The following is a 17,424-nucleotide window of genomic DNA, read 5'->3' on the forward strand; positions in this document are numbered from 1 at the left end:
CGCCGGCCGGCCTCGTGCCCCGGCGACGCACATGGTGCCGGTGAGTGACATGTTCCGGCCCAGAAGAATGCGGCAGCCGCGTTCCCCTGCTCCTCCGCGACTCCGTCAGCCCTGGACGGCCATTTCCCCGAGCAGGGACCAGTCATCCTGTTCCAGGACCGCGTTGACGATGCGCGGCGTCTCGACCAGGTGGGGTGGCAGGGTCTGCTGTGCCGACTTGAAGTGGCCGGACTGGACATGCGCGGCACCGGCGTCACCGTCCCGGAACGCCTCGACGAGCACATACTCGGTCGGATCGTCGACGCTGCGCGACCAGTCGAACCACAGACAGCCGGGCTCACTGCGGGTGGCCTCCGTGAACTCGCGCGAGATCTCGGGCCACCTCTCCGCGTACTCCGGCTTGATCCGGAACTTGGCCGTGATAAAGATCATTTCACGCTCCCTGATCGCAGGTGATCTTCACCCATCGTAGGACGACGGGCCGCCACCGCGCGGACGGCCGCGTCGCTTGGGCACGCAAGTCCCAGCATGGCGCCGTTTGAGCATCACGGTGCCAGCGTAGGAGCGTCTCAGGGCGTACCAGGAGGAGCAGGCGCTGCGGGTTACTCCTCGGGAGGTGGTGGAACAGTGGAACAGGCATCGAGAGCAGGGCCCCGACCTGGATGGATGAATCATCGGCACCCGCAGTGTCAGGTGTCGGCGCCGGCGTCGCCGTGGCGTCGGCCGGAGCCGCTGTGCCAGTCCAGGACCATGGTGGTGGCGTCGTCCCGCAGAGAGCCGCCGCACGCGTCGTGGACCGCACCAGTCAGGGCGCGGACCACTTCGCGGGGGTGTTCGTCGCGGGTGTCATGGATGAGGGCGGGCAGGTCGACGAACAGGAACGACACCTCTGTCGCCGAGAACCGTTTCCCCAGGTTCCGGGCGACCACGTCCACCGACTCCACCGGCGCGGCGTCCTCCGCCGCCCGCAGCACCTCGTCCAGGCCCAAACCCTCACCAGCCACCAAGCCACCTCCCTGATCCATCCGGCCCGAGTTACGCCAGCCTGGCTTCGCACGCGCGATCAGAGACCGGACGCGCCGGGGCCCTGGAACCTGACAACGCTTGGACGGGGGCATATGCGGTGTGACATCGGGAAACTCGGGGGCTGGCACCCCTTGTGGACGTCGGAGGGAGCAGGACATGAGCCAGGTCAGGACAAATTCATCGGATCTTCCGCAACCGTTTCGGGCGGTCGGTTCCCGGCTGAGCCGCCTGCCTGGAGCCGAGCAGGTGGGCAAGGTCGCCGACAGCGCGCTGGACTGGATCGGAGCGATCTCTCCACGCGGTCGGCGGATGGCGGTCTACACCGGAGCCGGGGTGCTCGGCGTCGCCGGGGTGGTGGAATGGCCCGTGGCTTTCGCCGGCGCGGCTGTGGCGTGGCTGACCCAGGCGGGCCCCCGACGAGGCGCGCGGGAGGAGGCGGCCCGGGCCGACAGGGCCGGAAGCGCTGAGAATGACACGAGGGACGGCAGGCGGCCCGCTGCGGCAGCCCCCGCCCGCGCCCCCGCGACATCCTCCGACACCTTGTCGCAGCGCTACGGTCCGGGCGACAGGCTGGCGCCTTCCCACTTCCACCACGAGAGCCACCCGCACGAGCAACCCGCCCGGGTCGGTGATTCTGCCACGGCGTCTGCTCTCAAGCAGGTCGCGGAAGCCTCCGCACACCACCGGGGCCGGGGATCAGGCCCGTCCAGCGGGCATCCCTCAGAAGACCAAGCCCTCTAGCGGGCCGAGGCGGCGGTTGACGGTCGGCCGTGGCGGCTGCCTGGCAGGCGCGGACAGCGTACGGAGCGGAGCGGGCACCGAACGAGCGCGTCCGTGCCGCCGCGCCCAGCTCGTACGGGTCGTCGTGGATGACGGTGGCGGCTCCGGGCGGGGTGATGGTGGCGGCCATCGCCGCGGTCGATCGCGTCGGTGCAACGGCCGCGCTGGACTGGACGCTGTGCAACGCCAGGAGGCGCAGGCGGATCACGTCCAACGCCCCTGGCGTCTCGGTTGAAGTAGGCGAGGGCGTCGACGACGGTGGTGCGGCGCTCGTAGCAGCGGGCGAGCCGGTGGAAGGCGTTCTGCCCGGCGTGGGTACGTTCGATGTGCTGGCGCTGACTGGCCTGGATGGACGCCTTCTCCCCTTTGTGCGCGATGCGGCCGTGCAGACCGCGTTCGTCGAGCAGAGTGCGGATCTTGTCCGAGTCGTAGCCGGCGTCCAGGTGCACGGTGACGTCGTCGGGCAGCGGTCCCCGGCGTCCAGGCGGTCCAGGCCCTCGCAGTCGGCCTCCCTGAGCCTGGGGGCCCGGGGAGGTGACCGTCACAGGGGATCCTCTGGACTCCTAGGGCCAGGGGCTGGGTGCGGGTGGGGGCATCACCGCCGGCCGGTCGTCGCAGGTGATGGTGTTGGGGAGTTCCCACGGCGCGAGCCAGGACCCGTTGCCGCCGCGGTCGGAGACGGAGAACTCCGAACCGGCGGGAGTGAAGTGGAAGGACCCGCAGTTGTTGATGCTCACCGCACCGACGTTGCGGGCCTGCACGTCCTCGAAACTCGCCGACCCCGCGGCGCGTGCGCTGACCACGGACGTGCCGGTACCGTCGACCTTGATGTCCTTGAAGTGCACGTTCGTGATCGAGTACTTGTCCTTGACCGGCCAGTCGGCGACGAACATCACCGCGTTGTAGGTGTTGTCGAGGAAGGAGTCGCCCACCACCTCGACGTCCGCGCCGATGTCCTTCTCCAGGGCGTAGAACCAGATCGCCCCCAGCCCGATGTTCCAGTTGAGCTCGTAGGTACCGGCACGCACCGTGGTGTTGTCGGTGATCCACAGGTGGCCGGTGAAGGCTTCGGCGCCGAAACGGGAGCCGACCTGGATACCGCTGCCCTCCCGGACGGGGTCCGCGACGAGGTTGCCGGAGACGGTGTTGTCCGTTCCGCCGTACAGCGCGATGCCGTTGGCCAGCACGGGGGTCTGCACGGTGTTGTGGTCGAAGACGTCGCCCGCGTCCTCCGCCTTCTCCGACCACATGGCCAGCCCGTCGTCGCCGGTGTTCCGGATGAAGTTGTTGGAGACGAGTGAGTCGGTCACCCCGGTGTGGAAGTTGATGCCGTCGGCGATCTGGTCCGCGATCTGGTTGCCGGTGATCCGCAGGTTGCTCATGGGCCCGTCGAACCACATGCCCACCTTGGTGTGGTGGATGTACAGCCCCTCGACGGTCGAGTCGCTCAGTGCCCCGCCGATGCCGTTCACCTGATCGGTGTCGATCCGTTCGCGCACGTCGCCCTCGATGGCGAAGCCCGACAGGTGCACGTGGTGGCTGCCGCCCGCCGAGGCGTCCTTGCCGTAGAAACCGACGCCGGTGTGGACCGAGCCGTCCGGGGCCGGTGCCGCGAGGGTGACCTGGTGTCCCTTGATGATCGTGTACCAGCTGCCGGCGCCCTCGATCGTGATGTCGTCGACGATGATGTGGCGGCTGACCTGGTACGTCCCCGGAGGGATGTAGACCTTCCGGTGTGCTCGTCCGGCGAACGCGATGGCCTTGTCGACAGCGTCGGCGGAGTCGCGCCGTCCGCTGGGGTCCGCTCCGAAGGCCAGCACGTCGACCGCGGACGGGTCCGTCTTCGGCGGAGCGACGAGTTGGGAGTCCATCAGGTCGATCACGGTGGTCGCGGCCTCGCTGCGCTGCGGCACGCGCAGCCGGATGTGTGCACCGGCCGGATAGGTACGGCCGAGCAGCAGCCGCTGCTCGTCGTAGAAGTGGTTGGGCCGGAACGGCTTGGGAATCGCCGGGGCCGGGGTGGTGGCGCCTGGGACACAGCCGCACTCGGTGATCCACCAGTCGGGGTGCAGCACGTCGGCGGTGGGGTCGTTGGTGAAGGGATACTGGTTGTACAGCCAGGCGTACCGCGAGGTCAGCGTCATGGTGCTGCGGTGGCGCCCGTTCACGCCGACGTCGAGCGGGGCGTCGATCCCGCCGCCGGTCGGAGCGTCCGGGATGCTGTAGCGCACGGTGATGGCGTTGGCGGCCCGCGGCAGCGTGAACTCGACGTACTGGCCGGGCGCGAGACTGACCGCACTGCGGCCTGAAGCCTCGGCGGCGAGCGTGTACGCGGCGCGACCCGGGCCGATGACGGTGCCGTCGGTCGGGGCGCGCTCCGCCTCCTGCTCCAGGAAGCCGAGATCGGCTCCGCGACCGGCGACCAGGGCGGGGTCGAGCCCGGCGCGGGTCACCGGCGTGGCCTGGGTCTCCCCGGCCACGCCGGCCGGTGCCGCCGCGACAACGCCGGCCGGTACGGCGGTGAGGCCTACCGTCGCTGTCACGACCGCCAGTGCTGCGGCGGCTCTTCGCCTCGCACCGGTTCGTCTGCTTGTGCGGTTCACTGCGCCTCGATTCTGTGGTGGAAGGCGATGGATCCTCGCGGGAGCTGTGGAAAGGGGCGGGCCGCGCCGCTCACTTCGATGAGCGGCACGGCCCGGGTGCGGTCGGTGCCGCGTCCGGGTCAGGGCAGGCGCAGCCAGACCGCGGTATCGGTGGGCAGCTTCCCGTCCGTCAGCGGGGCGCTGCTCAGCAGGACCTGTCGGTGCGGAGGCAGCGGTGCCGGCTCCGAGCCCAGGTTGACGACGCAGCCGAAGCCGGGGTCGCGGGTGAAGGAGAGGACCTGGGGGCCGCTGGGAAGCCAGGTCATCTGCCCGTCGCCGAGTGCGGTCTCGCTCCGGCGCAGGCGCAGCGCCGTGCGGTACAGGCTCAGCATGCTGTCCCGGTCCGCCACCTGCTGCTCCGCCGTCATCGCCGACCAGTGGCGAGGCTGGGGCAGCCAGGGCCGAGTGCCCTCGGGGCCGAAGCCGAACGGCGGGGCGTCGCCGCTCCACGGCAGCGGCACGCGGCAGCCGTCCCGGCCGGGGTCGGCTCCTCCGGTGCGGTGGAACATCGGGTCTTCGATGACCGAGTGCGGCAGGTCCTCGACCTCGGGCAGGCCGAGCTCCTCGCCCTGGTAGAGGTAGACGGAGCCGGGCAGGGCCAGGCTCAGCAGCGCTGCCGCCCGGGCGCGCCGGGTGCCCAGTGCGAGGTCGGTGGGGGTGCCGTGGGCCTTGGCCGCGAAGTCGAAGCCGGTGTCGGCACGGCCGTAGCGGGTGACGGTCCGGGTCACGTCGTGGTTGGCCAGCACCCAGGTGGCGGGCGCGCCGACGGGCGTGTGCACGGCCAGCGTGGTCGTGATCGCCTCGCGCAGCCGCACGGCGTCCCAAGGGCAGGTGAGGAAGCCGAAGTTGAAGGCGGTGTGGAGTTCGTCGGGGCGCAGGTAGCGGGCGAAGCGTTCGGGGTCGGGCAGCCAGACCTCGCCGATCAGAGCGCGCGGCGGGGTGTAGGAGTCGGCGACCTTGCGCCAGTCCCGGTACACGTCGTGGATCTCGTCGCGGTCCAGGTAGGGGTGCGGGTCCGCGCCGTCCACCAGGTCGGGAAGCGCCGGGTCCTTGATGACCTCGGCGGCGGAGTCGATGCGGACCCCGGCCGCGCCCCGGTCGAACCAGAAGCGCAGCACCTCCTCGTGCTCCCGGCGCACCTCGGGGTGCTGCCAGTTCAGGTCGGGCTGGGCGGAGGCGAAGCGGTGCAGGTACCACTGGCCGTCCGGGACGCGGGTCCAGGCGCTCCCACCGAACTGGGACATCCAGTTGTTGGGAGGAAGTTCGCCGTTCGCGCCTCGGCCCTCACGGAACCAGAACCGATCGCGCTCGGGTGAGCCGGGGCCTGCGGCGAGCGCCTCCTGGAACCAGCGGTGCCGGTCGGAGACGTGGTTGGGCACGATGTCGACGATGGTGCGGATACCCGACGCCAGTGCCTCGGAGATCAGCTTCTCGGCCTCCCCCAGACTGCCGAAGGCCGGGTGGATGGCACGGTAGTCGGCCACGTCGTAGCCGCCGTCGGCCATCGGTGAGGCGTACCAGGGGGTGAACCAGAGCGCGTCGACACCGAGTTCGGCGAGATACGGCAGCCGGGACCGGACGCCCGCCAGGTCGCCCACCCCGTCGCCGTCCGCGTCGGCGAAGCTGCGCACGTAGATCTGGTAGATCGCGGCGCCACGCCACCACTCGTGGGGTTGGTGCACGGTAGAAGTCTCCTCGGGAGATGGTGTCAGCCCTTGAGGCTGCCGGCGGTGAGCCCGGACATGATGTTGCGTTGGAAGATCAGGAAGAAGACCACCGTCGGCACGGCGGAGATGGCCGAGGCGGCGATCAGCACGTTCTCCGGCACGCCCAGGGAGAGCGAGTAGATGCCGGCGTTGAGCGTCTGCCTGGTCGGGTCGGGCTCGGCCAGCAGCGGCCAGAGGAAGTCCTTCCACACGTTGACCAGGGCGAAGATGGACACGACGCCGATGATCGGCCGGGACATGGGCAGCACGATGGAGAGCAGTGTGCGCAGCGGTCCGGCGCCGTCGATGGCGGCGGAATCGAGCAGTTCCTGGGGCACCGAGTCGAAGAAGCGCTTCAGCAGGTAGATGTTGAAGGCGTTGGCCACCGACGGGAGCCAGATCGCCCAGGGGGAGTTGAGCAGGTTCTGGTGGATCAGCGGCAGGTCCAGCACGGTCAGGTACTGCGGGACGACCAGCACCATGGCCGGGATCATGAGAGTGGCCAGCATCAGGCCGAGGATCGCGTTGCCCAGCGCCGGCCGCAGTTTGGACAGCGAGTAGGCCGCGGTGACGTCCAGGACGAGCTGGAAGGCGAGTGCCCCGAAGGCGTACCAGAGCGTGTTGAGCAGCAGGTGGGCGATGCTGAGGCGAGTCCACGCGTCGCTGTAGTTGGAGGCCTCGATGTGGTGCGGGTAGAAGGTGGGCGGGGTCTGGATGGACTCGGTGGTGCCCTTGAGTCCGCCCGTCACCAGCAGGTAGAGGGGGCCCAGGAAGACCAGTGTGAAGGCGACGACGATCAGGATCAGCGTCGCTCGGTAGAGCGTGCGGTTCAGCTGGGCCGGATTGACCAGGGTGCGGGTGTCGCTCATGACTCCAGCCTCCGGTTGAGTCGCACGTAGATCACCGAGAACCCGGCGAGCACCAGCAGCAGGAGCAGCCCGAGGGCGCAGGCTGCGCCGTAGTTGGAGAAGTTGAAGGCGTACTGGTAGATCAGGTAGACGACGGTGGTGGTCGAACCCTCCACCCCTTGGCCGCCGTTGGTGAGGATGAAGGGCTCGACGAAGACCTGCATGGTGGCGACGATCTGAAGCATCAGCATCAGCGAGAGGACGAGCCGGGTCTGTGGGATCGTCACGTGCCAGACGCGCCGCAGCAGTCCGGCTCCGTCCAGTTCGGCGGCCTCGTAGAGCTCACCGGGTATGTTCTGCAGCGCCGCCAGGTAGATCAGCGTGGCGCTGCCCATGTTCATCCAGGTGGATGCGATGACAACGGCGAGCATCGCCATGTCCGGGGACTGCAGCCAGCCGGAGGTGGGCAGGTGCAGCAGCTGCAGTGACCGGTTGATCGGCCCGTACTCGGGGTTGTACAGGTACTTGAACAGCAGCAGCGAGGACACCGGCGGCAGCATGACCGGGAGGTACACCAGGATCCTCAGGTAGCCGCGCGCGTGCCGCAGTTCGTTCATCACCACGGCCGTGACGAACGGCAGCGCGAAGCCGAACAGCAGGGCCAGGCCGGTGAATTCGGCGGTGTTCCGCCAGGCCGGCCAGAAGCTGGGGTCGTGCACGATCTGGTCGAGGTTGTGCAGGCCGACCCAGGTGGTCCTGCCCGCCTTCGCCTTCTGGAAGCTCATGATCACTTCGCGGACCATGGGATACCACTGGAAGCAGGCGAAGCAGAGCACCGCGCCGATCAGGAAGCCATGTGCGGTGAGGTTGCGCTGTACGGATCTGCGCAGTGCCCCGGCCCGGCCGGCCGCCCTGGCGGGCGGCGCGTCGGTTCCGGAGGATGCGGTCGCGACCGCCATCGTCGATCTCCTTGGGAGGCTGCCCGTCCCGGGGCCTGGCGGCCCTTGCGACTACTGGGCGTTGGCGAGGACCTGGTTGACCTGCTGCTCAGCGGTGTCCAGCAACTTCTGCAGGTCGGCATGGGGGTTCGTCAGCGTGGACGCCATTGCCGTGTCGAGGATCTTGTAGATGGCCTGGGCGTTGCCGGGCTCGGTGACGCCGGGGACGTTGGCCTTCACGAAGGACTCGAAGGCCTGTACCGACATGGTGGCGTTGGCGGCCTTGAGCTGGGCGTCCTTGGTGGCGGTGGCACCCTGGAACAGCTGCGGCTGGGGCAGGCCGACCGCCTGGCCGGAGGACTTGGAGCGGGGGTAGTTGTACTGCTGGCCCTGGCCCTCCGTCAGCCAGAGGTAGCTGAGCAGCTGGATCCCGGCCTTGATCTGCTCGGGGGTGTCCTTGACGTTGAACATGTAGTCGTCGCCGCCGGTGAGGGTGCCGACGCCGGGTCCGCTCTGGCCGGGGACCGGGCCCATGCCGAAGTCCTCGTAGTGGGCGCCGAGGCTCTGCACCATGTAGGTGATGTCGTCAGGCGCGGCGATGTACATCCCCAACTTGCCCGCGGCCATCTGCTTCTGGAGGTCGCCCCACTTGTAGAGCTGAGTGCTGCCCATGACGTTGTCGTCGAAGCGGAGCTTGTGCAGGTTCTGCAGCACGGCCAGGCCCTGGGGGTTGTTGAAGGCCGCCTTGGTGCCGTCGTCGCTCACCATCCGGCCGCCCTGGGCGTAGATCTCGGCGGTGAAGTGCCAGCCGCCGTTGTTTCCCGCGCTGTAGTCGCCGTAGCCCGCGATGCCCTTGCCCAGAGCGGCGATCTTCTTGGCGTCGGCCTCGACCTCGGCCCAGGTCTGCGGCGGTTGGTCGGGGTTCAGCCCGGCCTTCTGGAAGAGCTTCCGGTTGATGATCACGCCCATGGTGTAGTTGGTGCGCGGAATGCCGTAGATCTTCCCGCCGGACTTCTGGGTGTCCCACACCGAGGACATGATGTCGTCCTTGACCGGCAGGTTCTCGGAGGTGACGTACTTCGTGATGTCGGCCGCCTGGCCGGCGTCCAGGACCTGCTGCTTGTCCGTGAAGTAGGTGTAGAAGACGTTGGGCTCGGTGCCGCCCTTGAGCGCGGCTGTGAACAGTTCAGGGGTCTCGCACGGGAACGTGTCGATGCTCTTCACCGTGATGTTCGGGTGCAGCTTCTCGAAGGCCGCGATGTCGTCGGCCCACTGCTTGCGCTGCGTCGGGCGGCTTTTCGGCGGGGCGCAGTCGATGGAGATCGTGACCTTGCCGTTGGTCGGCTTGGCACCGCCGTCGGAGGAACTGGAACAGGCGGCAGCGGTCAGGGTGAGAGCGCCGGCGATCAGCAGCGCTGCGGATCTGCGCATGGATGGAAGACCCCTTCATGGGCGGAGTGCGTGGGGATGTGGCGTGCCTCACTTAAGCACTGACCCCGTCGGCGCCGCAATATCTCGACGGTACTTTGCAAGAAGTCAACGCGAAACCGTGATGGAGCGCGCCACAAACAACGCAAGGGCCGCACCCCGTGGGGGTACGGCCCTTGCCGGCGCTGCGAGTTGGCGCTCAGTCAGCGGCCGGGCTCTCTCGCGCCAGACCGGTGGATCCGCGCACCACGAGCTCCGGCTCGAAGAGCAGCTCGTCGTGGGTGACCTTGGCGCCGGCCAGCTCTCCCACGAGCAGCTCCACGGCGGCGCGGCCCATCGCCTCGATGGGCTGGCGGATGGTGGTCAGCGGCGGATCGGTGCAGGTCATGAAGGAGGAATCGTCGTAGCCGATGATCGACACGTCCCGGGGCACATCGAGCCGGCGCCTGCGGGCAGCACGCACCGCCCCCAGGGCCAGCGGGTCCGAGGCGCAGATGATGCCGGTGACACCGCGCTGCAGCAGGCGCGCAGCCGCGGCCTGCCCACCCTCCAGGGAGAACAGCGCGTGTGCGACGTCCGCCTCCTCGAGCTCCAGCCCGGCCCCCTCCAGTACCGTGCGAGCCGCCGCCAGCTTGCGCCGCGACGGCATGTGATCGGGCGGCCCGAGCACCAGGCCGATCCGCCGGTGGCCCAGCGACAGCAAGTGCCCGGCGCCCTGTTCCACCGCGACCGCGTCGTCACAACTGACCTGTGGGAAGTCCAGGTCGGGTATGGCGGCGTTCATGAGCACCGTCGGCAGACCGCGGCGGGACAGCCGCTCGTAGTGCTCGTGCGGGGACTCGGCCTGGGCATACAGGCCACCGAAGAAGATCACGCCCGAGACCTGCTGCTGGAGCAGCAGTTCCACATAGTCGGCTTCGGAGACGCCGCCCGCCGTCTGCGTGCACAGCACCGGGGTGAAGCCCTGCTGCGCCAGGGCACTGCTGACCACCTCGGCGAAGGCGGGGAAGATGGGGTTCTGCAGCTCCGGCAGGACCAGCCCGACCAGCCTCGAGCGCTCGCCCCGCAGCTGGGTCGGGCGCTCGTAGCCGAGCACGTCCAGGGCGGTCAGCACGGCCTCGCGGGTCTGCTCGGAGACACCGGGCTTGCCGTTGAGCACCCGGCTGACCGTCGCCTCGCTGACCCCGACTTTCCTGGCCACCTCGGCAAGTCGTCGTGTCATGGCTCAAGCCTAGGGCATGATCCGCAATCCACTTACGGCCTGGCGTAAAAATTCGTCAGTCTTTGCAGCAAGAACGTCGGGACAGCCACGGCGAGAAAGCTTCACCCGGGGACGATCCGACGCCAGGGGCGGACGCGCCCTACCCAGGGGAGTAGGCCTTCTCCATACGCCGACGCGACCGCGATGCTGGAGATCGACAACTTACAAGAAAAAGTAAGTTTGAAACAAACTATGGTCGGAATATTACTCGCGTCTGTCCGAGCCAATACGGTGCCGCGCGCGCCGCCGCCTGTGATCGGATCCTCCCGCTCCACCTGTTCGCACCAGCTCCACCTTGCCCGGCCGCGAAGGGCCGGCGAAGCGCTGCGTCGTGCCCAAGGGCACCTGACCTCGGGCACCCCACCCGACGGCGGCACGCCTCACGACGGCTTCGGTCCCAAGGAACAACCATTGTTACAGTCCCTACGCACACTCAGACGCGCGGTCGCCCTGGGCGGCACCAGCGCAGTGCTGGTCGCCACGGGCGTCCTCCTGGCGGCGCCCCCGGCATAGGCCGCCGCCACCGGCGGCAGCGGTGCCGCCCTCCCCTATGTCGAGGTCCAGGCGGAGGACGCCGCCACCAACGGCAGCGTCATCGGTCCCAGCTACACGCAGGGCCAGCTGGCCGACGAAGCCTCCTACCGCAAGGCCGTGACGCTGCAGGGGGCGGGCAAGTACGTCACCTTCACCACGCCGGTGCCCACGAACTCGATCAACTTCCGGTACAGCATCCCGGACAGCTCGAACGGGTCGGTCTACAACGCGCCGCTGTCCCTGTACGTCAACGGCACCAAGCAGAGCAACTTCACCCTGCCCAACGCATACAGCTGGTTCTACGGCAGCTACCCCTTCACCAACAGCCCGGGCAGCAACCCGCACCACTTCTTCGACGAGGCCCATCGCCTCTTCACGCAGACCTATCCGGCCGGGACCACCTTCACGCTGCAGGTGGACCCCGAGGACACCGCAACGTCCTACACCATCGACTTCGCCGACTTCGAGCAGGTCGGTGCCCCGCTGACGCAGCCGGCCGGCTCGGTGTCGGTGACCAGCAAGGGCGCGGACGCGACCGGAGTCAACGACTCGACCAGCGCCTTCAACTCGGCGATCAGCGCCGCGGGCGCCGGTGGCACCGTGCGGATCCCGCCCGGCACGTACAAGATCCCGGGCCACGTCGCGGTGAACAACGTGACGATCGCCGGCGCCGGCATGTGGTACTCGACGGTCACCGGGTCGGCGCCGGGCTTCTACGGCAACTCCGCGCCGTCGCCGAGCACCGGCGTGCACCTGCAGAACTTCGCGATCTCCGGTGACGTCCAGGACCGCAACGACGGCGCGCAGGTGAACGGCATCGGCGGCGCGATGAGCAACTCCACCGTGTCCAGCGTGTGGATCGAGCACGAGAAGGTCGGCGCCTGGATGGACGGGCCGATGGACGGCCCGACCTTCAGCGGCATGCGCATCCGCGACACCACCGCCGACGGCATCAACTTCCACGGCGGCGTGACCAACTCCAAGGTCAGGGGGAGCGACATCCGCAACACGGGCGACGACGGCATCGCGACCTGGGCGGACGCCGGCATCGGCGCGGACGCCAACGACACCATCTCCGACAACACGGTGCAGCTTCAGATGCTCGCCAACGGCATCGCCATCTACGGCGGGCACGACAACACCGTGAGCGGCAACCTGGTGCAGGACACCGGCATCACCCAGGGTGGCGGCATCCACGTCGGGCAGCGCTTCAGCTCCACCCCGGTCGGCACCACGACCATCTCCGACAACGCGCTGATCCGCAACGGAAGCCTCGACCCCAACTGGCAGTTCGGGGTCGGCTCTCTGTGGTTCGACGGCAGCCAGGGGGCCATCAACGGTCCGGTCAACGTGACCAACGCGCTGATCCAGCAGAGCCCCTATGAGGCGATCCAGTGGGTCGAGGGCACCGTCAGCGGTGTCCACCTCGACAACGTGACCATCGCCGGGACCGGCACCTTCGCCCTTCAGGAGCAGACCGGCGGCTCGGCGAGCTTCACCAACGTCACCGCGACCGGCGTCAACGGACCCGCACCCGTCTACTGCTGCGAGGGCGGCAACTTCACGGTGACCGACGGCGGCGGCAACTCGGGCATCGGCGGCACCGCGTACTGCGGCGGGTGGCCCACCCCCGTCTACCCGCCCTACCCTGCCAGCACGGTCACCGCCTCCCCGAGCGCGCTGAGCTTCGGCTCGCAGGCCGGCGGTACGACCAGCGCGGCGCAGACCGTGACGGTCTCCAACCCGACCGGTTCGTCCGCCTCGGTCTCCTCCATCTCCACCAGCGGTGACTTCGCCCAGACCTACAACTGCGGCAGTTCCATCGCGGCGAACGGCTCGTGCACCGTCAGCGTCACCTTCACGCCGACGGCGACCGGCACACGCACCGGAACGCTGACCGTCGACGCGGGCGGCATCACCAACACCATCAGCCTCTCCGGTACCGGCACCGCCGCCGGCCCCGTGCTGAGCGCCGGTCCGGCGGACCTGTCCTTCCCCGGCACGGTGGTCGGCTCCTCCGCCGACGCGAAGACGGTGACGGTGACCAACACCGGCACCAGCACGGCGACCGTGTCCAGCGTCGCGGCGACGGGCGACTTCAGTCAGACCAACAACTGCTCCACCATCGCCGTCGGCGCGTCCTGCACGGTGAGCGTCGCCTTCAAGCCCACCGCCCCCGGATCCCGCACCGGCACCCTCACCGTGTCCAGCAACGCGAACAACAACCCGCTCACGGTGGCCCTCGCCGGCAGCGGCATCGACAGCAGCACCAATGTGGCGGCCGGCCGGCCGGCATCGGCGAGTTCGAGCAACAGCCCGTACGTCGCCTCGAACCTCACCGTCCAGCTACTGGGAGGGCACCAACGGCTCGTTCCCGCAGTGGGCCCAGGTCGACCTCGGCCAGGGCTACAGCATCGGCAAGGTCGTCCTCAAGCTGCCGCCGTCGACGGCATGGGGGGCCCGCACGCAGACCCTGTCACTGCTGGGATCCACGGACGGCTCCACGTTCTCGACCATCGCGGGGTCGGCCGGATACATCTTCGATCCCAACACCAACACCAACACAGTGACCATCACCTTCAACGCCACCACGGCGCGCTACGTGCGGGCGAACATCACCGCGAACACCGGGTGGAACGCAGCCCAGTTGTCGGACTTCGAGGTGTTCCCCAGCGGCAACGACTCCGGCACCGTCAGCACCGATCTCGCCGTCGGCAAGGCCACCGGCGAGTCCAGCCACACCCAAACCTACGCGTCGTCGAACGTGACGGACGGCAACCAGTCCACCTACTGGGAGAGCGCCAACAACGCCTTCCCGCAGTGGGTGCAGGTCGACCTCGGCTCCCAGCAGAGCGCGTCCCGCGTCGTCCTCAAGCTGCCTGCCGGCTGGGGCGCCCGCGACCAGACGCTGTCGCTGCTGGGCAGCACCGACGGCACCACCTTCTCCACCGTCAAGGCGTCGGCCACGTACACCTTCGACCCCGCCACCAGCAACACGGTCACCATCACTTTCCCCGCGACCACCCAGCGCTACTTCCGGGTGAACATCACGGCGAACACCGGTTGGCCGGCGGGACAGATCTCGGAGCTCCAGGTCTGGAACACCTGAACTGACCCGAACCCAAGGTGCCGCCGGGCCCTGTGTGCTCGGCGGCACCGTCATGCCGTCCGTTTCGGCAGGCACAGACACCAGCAGGGACGTACCGATGAGGTGCCGGTCGATTCAGGAGTTCCAGACTTGGAACTCCGAGAGCTGCCCGGCCGGCCACCCCGTGTTCGCCGTGATGTTCACCCGGAAGTAGCGCTGGGCGGTGGCGGGAAAGGTCATGGTGACGGTGTTGTTGCCGGACGGGTCGAAGGTGTAGCTCGCCGACGCCTTGAGGGTGGTGAAGGTGGCCTTGTCCGTGCTCGCGAGCAGGGACAACGTCTGGGTACGGGCGCCCCAGCCGGCAGGCAGCTTGAGGACGACGCGGGACGCGCTCTGGGCGGAGCCGAGGTCGACCTGGACCCACTGCGGGAAGGCGTTGTTGGCGCTCTCCCAGTAGGTGGACTGGTTGCCGTCGGTGACGTTCGACGAGGCGTACGTCTGGGTGTGGCTGGACTCGCTGGTGGCCTTGCCGGCGGCCAGGTCGGTGCTGGTGGTGCCGCCCGTGCCGGACAGCGCCACGGTGGTGGGGCCGTTGGAGGCGTCGCTGTTGACGGTGAGCGTGCCGGTGCGGGTGCCGGAGACGGTCGGCGTGAAGGTGACGCTGACCGAGCAGGAGGCCCCTGCGGCGATGGAGGTGCCGCAGGTGTTGGTCTGGGCGTAGTCACCGGAGACGGTGACGCCGGAGACCGTCGCTGTCGCCGTGCCGGTGTTGGTCACCGTGACCGTCTGCGCCGCGCTGGTGGTGTGCGGCGTCTGGCCGGCGAAGGTCAGCGAGGCCGGCGAGACCGACAGGGTGGCCGACGGGGAGCCGCTCGCCGCGGCGAAGGTGAGGTGGTTGAGATTCCAGCCGCCGTTGTCCTGGTTGAGCGTGAGAACCTGCCGACCGGCCGGGAGTGTGACGTCGGCGGTCACCGTGGTCCAGGTCTGCCAGCCGCCGGTGGCGGGGATGTCGACGGCTCCGCTGAGGTTGGTTCCGGACGCGTTGGACAGGTGCAACGCGCCGGTCACGGCGGCGGGAGCCGCGGTCCTCAGGCTGACGGTGTAGGTCCCGGCCGTGGCGACGTCCACGGTGTAGCGGAACCACTGCCCGCCGCTGGTCCAGCCGAGGTTGTAGCCGCCGCCGGTGTCGGAGGTGGTCTCCAGGTCGACGCCGTCGGAGCGGTAGGCAGTGCCATTGCCGTTGACCGAGCTGACGTTGTAGGCGACGCCCTGACCTCCGGTGTCGTAGTTCTCCGCCTGAACGGTGCCCGGCACTGCGGCGGGAGTGCCGCCGTAGGGACCCTCGGGCGCGGGGTTCTGCCAGTTGTTGTTGCTCACCGTCGCGGTGAAGCCGCTGGAGTTGTTGGTGAACGCGGTGTTCCCCGAGTGCAGTCCGGTGAGGGTGTTTCCGGTGATCGTGGCGGATCCGCTGGGCGCTGGGTAGTACGGCGGTGCGATCACCACTCCGTTGCGGCCGGGGTTGGTGATCGTGTTGTTCTGCAGCAGCGTGTTGGTCGAGGTGGAGAAGCCGATCGCGTCGTAGAGGGAGTCGGACACGGTGTTGCCGGTCACGGTGACGTGGTCGACGACGCCGGTGTTCTGGCCGTCGCCGCCGTTGCCGATGTGCAGCGCGGGCTGGCCCTGGCTGTAGGCGTTGCCGCCCGACCTGACGACGTCGTTGTCGCTCACGGTCGCGGACAGCAGGTCGTTGCCGTTGACGCCGAAGCGCCCGGCGCCCAGGCCGATGTACCGCGCGGTGTCGCTGATGTAGTTGTTACTGACCTGGTGGCCGCTTCCGCCGTAGATCCCGATGCCCTTGCCGCCCCACGGCGCGATCGCGGTGTTGTCGGTGAAGGTGATGTCGGTCATCGGGTGGTAGTAGGTCGTCGTGCTGCCGCTGGTGTTGTAGTTGACCGAGTTGATCGCCATCGCGTCGTCGCCGGTGCCGCGCACGAAGTTGTTCGTGGCGGTCAGGTCGTTTCCGGTGTCCGCGTCGAGCGACACGTTGTTCAGGTTGATCCCGTCGGCCCAGATCGAGGTCAGGCGGCTGTTCTGCACCTTTCCGCCGGTGCCCGAGGCCCAGAAGCCGGACATGGTGTGCTGGGTCCAGATGCCGTCGGCCACCCAGTTGGTGCCGGTGGTGTCCATGGCGCCACCGTCGCCGCCGACAGTGCCGCGGCTGACGGCGTTGGCGTCGATGTGGAAGTCCCGCACGGTGCACGAGGTCAGGGAGAACAGCGCCGCCAGGGGGGTGCTGTTGGGCACCGGCACATCACGGTAGATCGTGGTGTACCACATCCCGGCCCCGGCGATGGTGATCCCCTGCGCGCGCAGGCCGGTGGTGCCCTTCACATAGAAGGTGCCCTGCGGAATCCAGAGGATCTTGCCCTGGGACTGCGCCTGGTTGATGCAGTTCTGGATGGCGGCGGTGCTGTCCACGGACTGGGGGTCGGCGGACCCGTTGGTCGAGTTGTCGTCGGAGACCGCTCCGCACGTGGTGATGGATATCGAGTTGGCGGGTTGGGCGATCGGTGCCGGCGGGTTCTCCACGTCGATGGCGTCGACGTCGTAGAACGACGCGCTGTTCGAGGAGTCCTTCTGCAGCGAGAAGGTGCTGCCGGGGGCGATGGGCGTGCCGGCGACGAACGTGTGCGACTCGTCGAAGAACACCCGCGGAGAGCCGTCCGCCGGGTTCTGGTTGTCGCTGGTGTTGTAGTTGTTGTTCCCCTCGTACACCCAGGTCTGCTTGGAGTTGAGGTTCACCGCTTGCCGGAAGGTGCCGTTGACGTACAGGTTCAGCGTGCCGGTGGTGCCGCCGCCCGACGAGGAGTCGGGAATGCTGGCCCGGACGTTGATGAAGCTGATGGGCTGGCCCGTGTTGTTCGTCCACTGCACCGACTGACCGGTGGCGCCGAGGTGGACGTACGCGTGCCCGGACGCCTCGAGTGCGGCGCTCGAGTACTGCGTCGTCGGCGCCGAGGTCAGGGACACCCTGCCGGCGCCCCCTCCCAGGGTGCCGGCCTCCGCCTCATAGGTGGTGAACGGAGTGGTGGCGCCCGCCGCGAGCGCAGCGGCGGGCCCGAGTGCCAGGCCGTGACTCATAGTGCTTACTGTGGAAACGGCCGCTCTCCTCG

The 17,424-nt window shown here is 68.7% G+C and carries 9 protein-coding genes and 3 pseudogenes; 2 read left to right on the plus strand and 10 right to left on the minus strand.

Features of this window, described 5'->3' with window-relative positions:
* Positions 1–105: 105 nt before the first annotated feature.
* The 9 genes and pseudogenes from AB0M27_RS32825 to AB0M27_RS32865 all read right to left on the minus strand — a co-directional run bounded on the left by AB0M27_RS32825 (position 106) and on the right by AB0M27_RS32865 (position 10,590).
* The gene (locus tag AB0M27_RS32825; RefSeq protein WP_365727172.1) at positions 106–432 is read right to left on the minus strand and encodes a putative quinol monooxygenase; all 327 of its coding nucleotides are present in this window, start codon (positions 430–432) and stop codon (positions 106–108) included.
* Positions 433–689: 257 nt separating this feature from the next.
* Positions 690–872, minus strand: a pseudogene (locus tag AB0M27_RS32830) (serine/threonine-protein phosphatase); the annotation flags it as partial.
* A gap of 1,164 nt (positions 873–2,036) precedes the next feature.
* Positions 2,037–2,279: pseudogene (locus tag AB0M27_RS32835) on the minus strand (IS5/IS1182 family transposase); the annotation flags it as partial.
* Between the two features lie 90 nt (positions 2,280–2,369).
* Positions 2,370–4,358, minus strand: coding sequence for a glycosyl hydrolase family 28-related protein (locus tag AB0M27_RS32840; RefSeq protein ID WP_365727186.1), 1,989 nt, complete (start codon positions 4,356–4,358; stop codon positions 2,370–2,372).
* A gap of 170 nt (positions 4,359–4,528) precedes the next feature.
* Positions 4,529–6,130, minus strand: a complete 1,602-nt coding sequence (locus tag AB0M27_RS32845; RefSeq protein WP_365727175.1) for a glycoside hydrolase family 13 protein — start codon at positions 6,128–6,130, stop codon at positions 4,529–4,531.
* Between the two features lie 26 nt (positions 6,131–6,156).
* The gene (locus AB0M27_RS32850) at positions 6,157–7,023 is read right to left on the minus strand and encodes a carbohydrate ABC transporter permease (protein ID WP_365727177.1); all 867 of its coding nucleotides are present in this window, start codon (positions 7,021–7,023) and stop codon (positions 6,157–6,159) included.
* Positions 7,020–7,961 carry a sugar ABC transporter permease gene (locus AB0M27_RS32855; protein WP_365727179.1) on the minus strand — a complete coding sequence of 314 codons (942 nt, stop codon included), beginning with the start codon at positions 7,959–7,961 and terminating at the stop codon, positions 7,020–7,022. Before AB0M27_RS32855 ends, AB0M27_RS32850 begins: the two co-directional genes overlap by 4 nt.
* Before the next feature lie 51 nt (positions 7,962–8,012).
* Positions 8,013–9,371 carry an extracellular solute-binding protein gene (locus AB0M27_RS32860; RefSeq protein ID WP_365727181.1) on the minus strand — a complete coding sequence of 453 codons (1,359 nt, stop codon included), beginning with the start codon at positions 9,369–9,371 and terminating at the stop codon, positions 8,013–8,015.
* Positions 9,372–9,567: 196 nt separating this feature from the next.
* Positions 9,568–10,590 (minus strand): LacI family DNA-binding transcriptional regulator, encoded by a 1,023-nt coding sequence (locus tag AB0M27_RS32865; RefSeq protein ID WP_228620843.1) that lies wholly within the window; start codon positions 10,588–10,590, stop codon positions 9,568–9,570.
* Positions 10,591–11,991: 1,401 nt separating this feature from the next.
* Between AB0M27_RS32865 and AB0M27_RS32870 the strand changes: the two are divergent.
* Both AB0M27_RS32870 and AB0M27_RS32875 read left to right on the plus strand, forming a co-directional pair.
* Positions 11,992–13,353 (plus strand): annotated as a pseudogene (locus AB0M27_RS32870) (choice-of-anchor D domain-containing protein); the annotation flags it as partial.
* A gap of 82 nt (positions 13,354–13,435) precedes the next feature.
* A complete protein-coding gene (locus AB0M27_RS32875) occupies positions 13,436–14,272 on the plus strand; it encodes a discoidin domain-containing protein (protein ID WP_365727187.1) in 837 nt (278 codons plus the stop codon).
* A gap of 114 nt (positions 14,273–14,386) precedes the next feature.
* Here AB0M27_RS32875 and AB0M27_RS32880 read toward each other — a convergent pair whose 3' ends face one another.
* Positions 14,387–17,392: a carbohydrate-binding protein gene (locus tag AB0M27_RS32880; protein ID WP_365727183.1), complete on the minus strand. Its 3,006-nt coding sequence runs from the start codon at positions 17,390–17,392 to the stop codon at positions 14,387–14,389.
* Positions 17,393–17,424: the final 32 nt, after the last annotated feature.

The sequence above is a fragment of the Streptomyces sp. NPDC052107 genome (assembly GCF_040680215.1).
In the GTDB taxonomy this organism is placed as follows: domain Bacteria; phylum Actinomycetota; class Actinomycetes; order Streptomycetales; family Streptomycetaceae; genus Streptomyces.

Coding starts and splice junctions, on each gene's coding strand:
- AB0M27_RS32825 (WP_365727172.1), bottom strand. CDS start 432: ATGATCTTTATCACGGCCAAGTTCCGGATCAAGCCGGAGTACGCGGAG.
- AB0M27_RS32850 (WP_365727177.1), bottom strand. CDS start 7,023: ATGAGCGACACCCGCACCCTGGTCAATCCGGCCCAGCTGAACCGCACG.
- AB0M27_RS32855 (WP_365727179.1), bottom strand. CDS start 7,961: ATGGCGGTCGCGACCGCATCCTCCGGAACCGACGCGCCGCCCGCCAGG.
- AB0M27_RS32860 (WP_365727181.1), bottom strand. CDS start 9,371: ATGCGCAGATCCGCAGCGCTGCTGATCGCCGGCGCTCTCACCCTGACC.
- AB0M27_RS32865 (WP_228620843.1), bottom strand. CDS start 10,590: ATGACACGACGACTTGCCGAGGTGGCCAGGAAAGTCGGGGTCAGCGAG.
- AB0M27_RS32875 (WP_365727187.1), top strand. CDS start 13,436: ATGTGGCGGCCGGCCGGCCGGCATCGGCGAGTTCGAGCAACAGCCCGT.
- AB0M27_RS32880 (WP_365727183.1), bottom strand. CDS start 17,392: ATGAGTCACGGCCTGGCACTCGGGCCCGCCGCTGCGCTCGCGGCGGGC.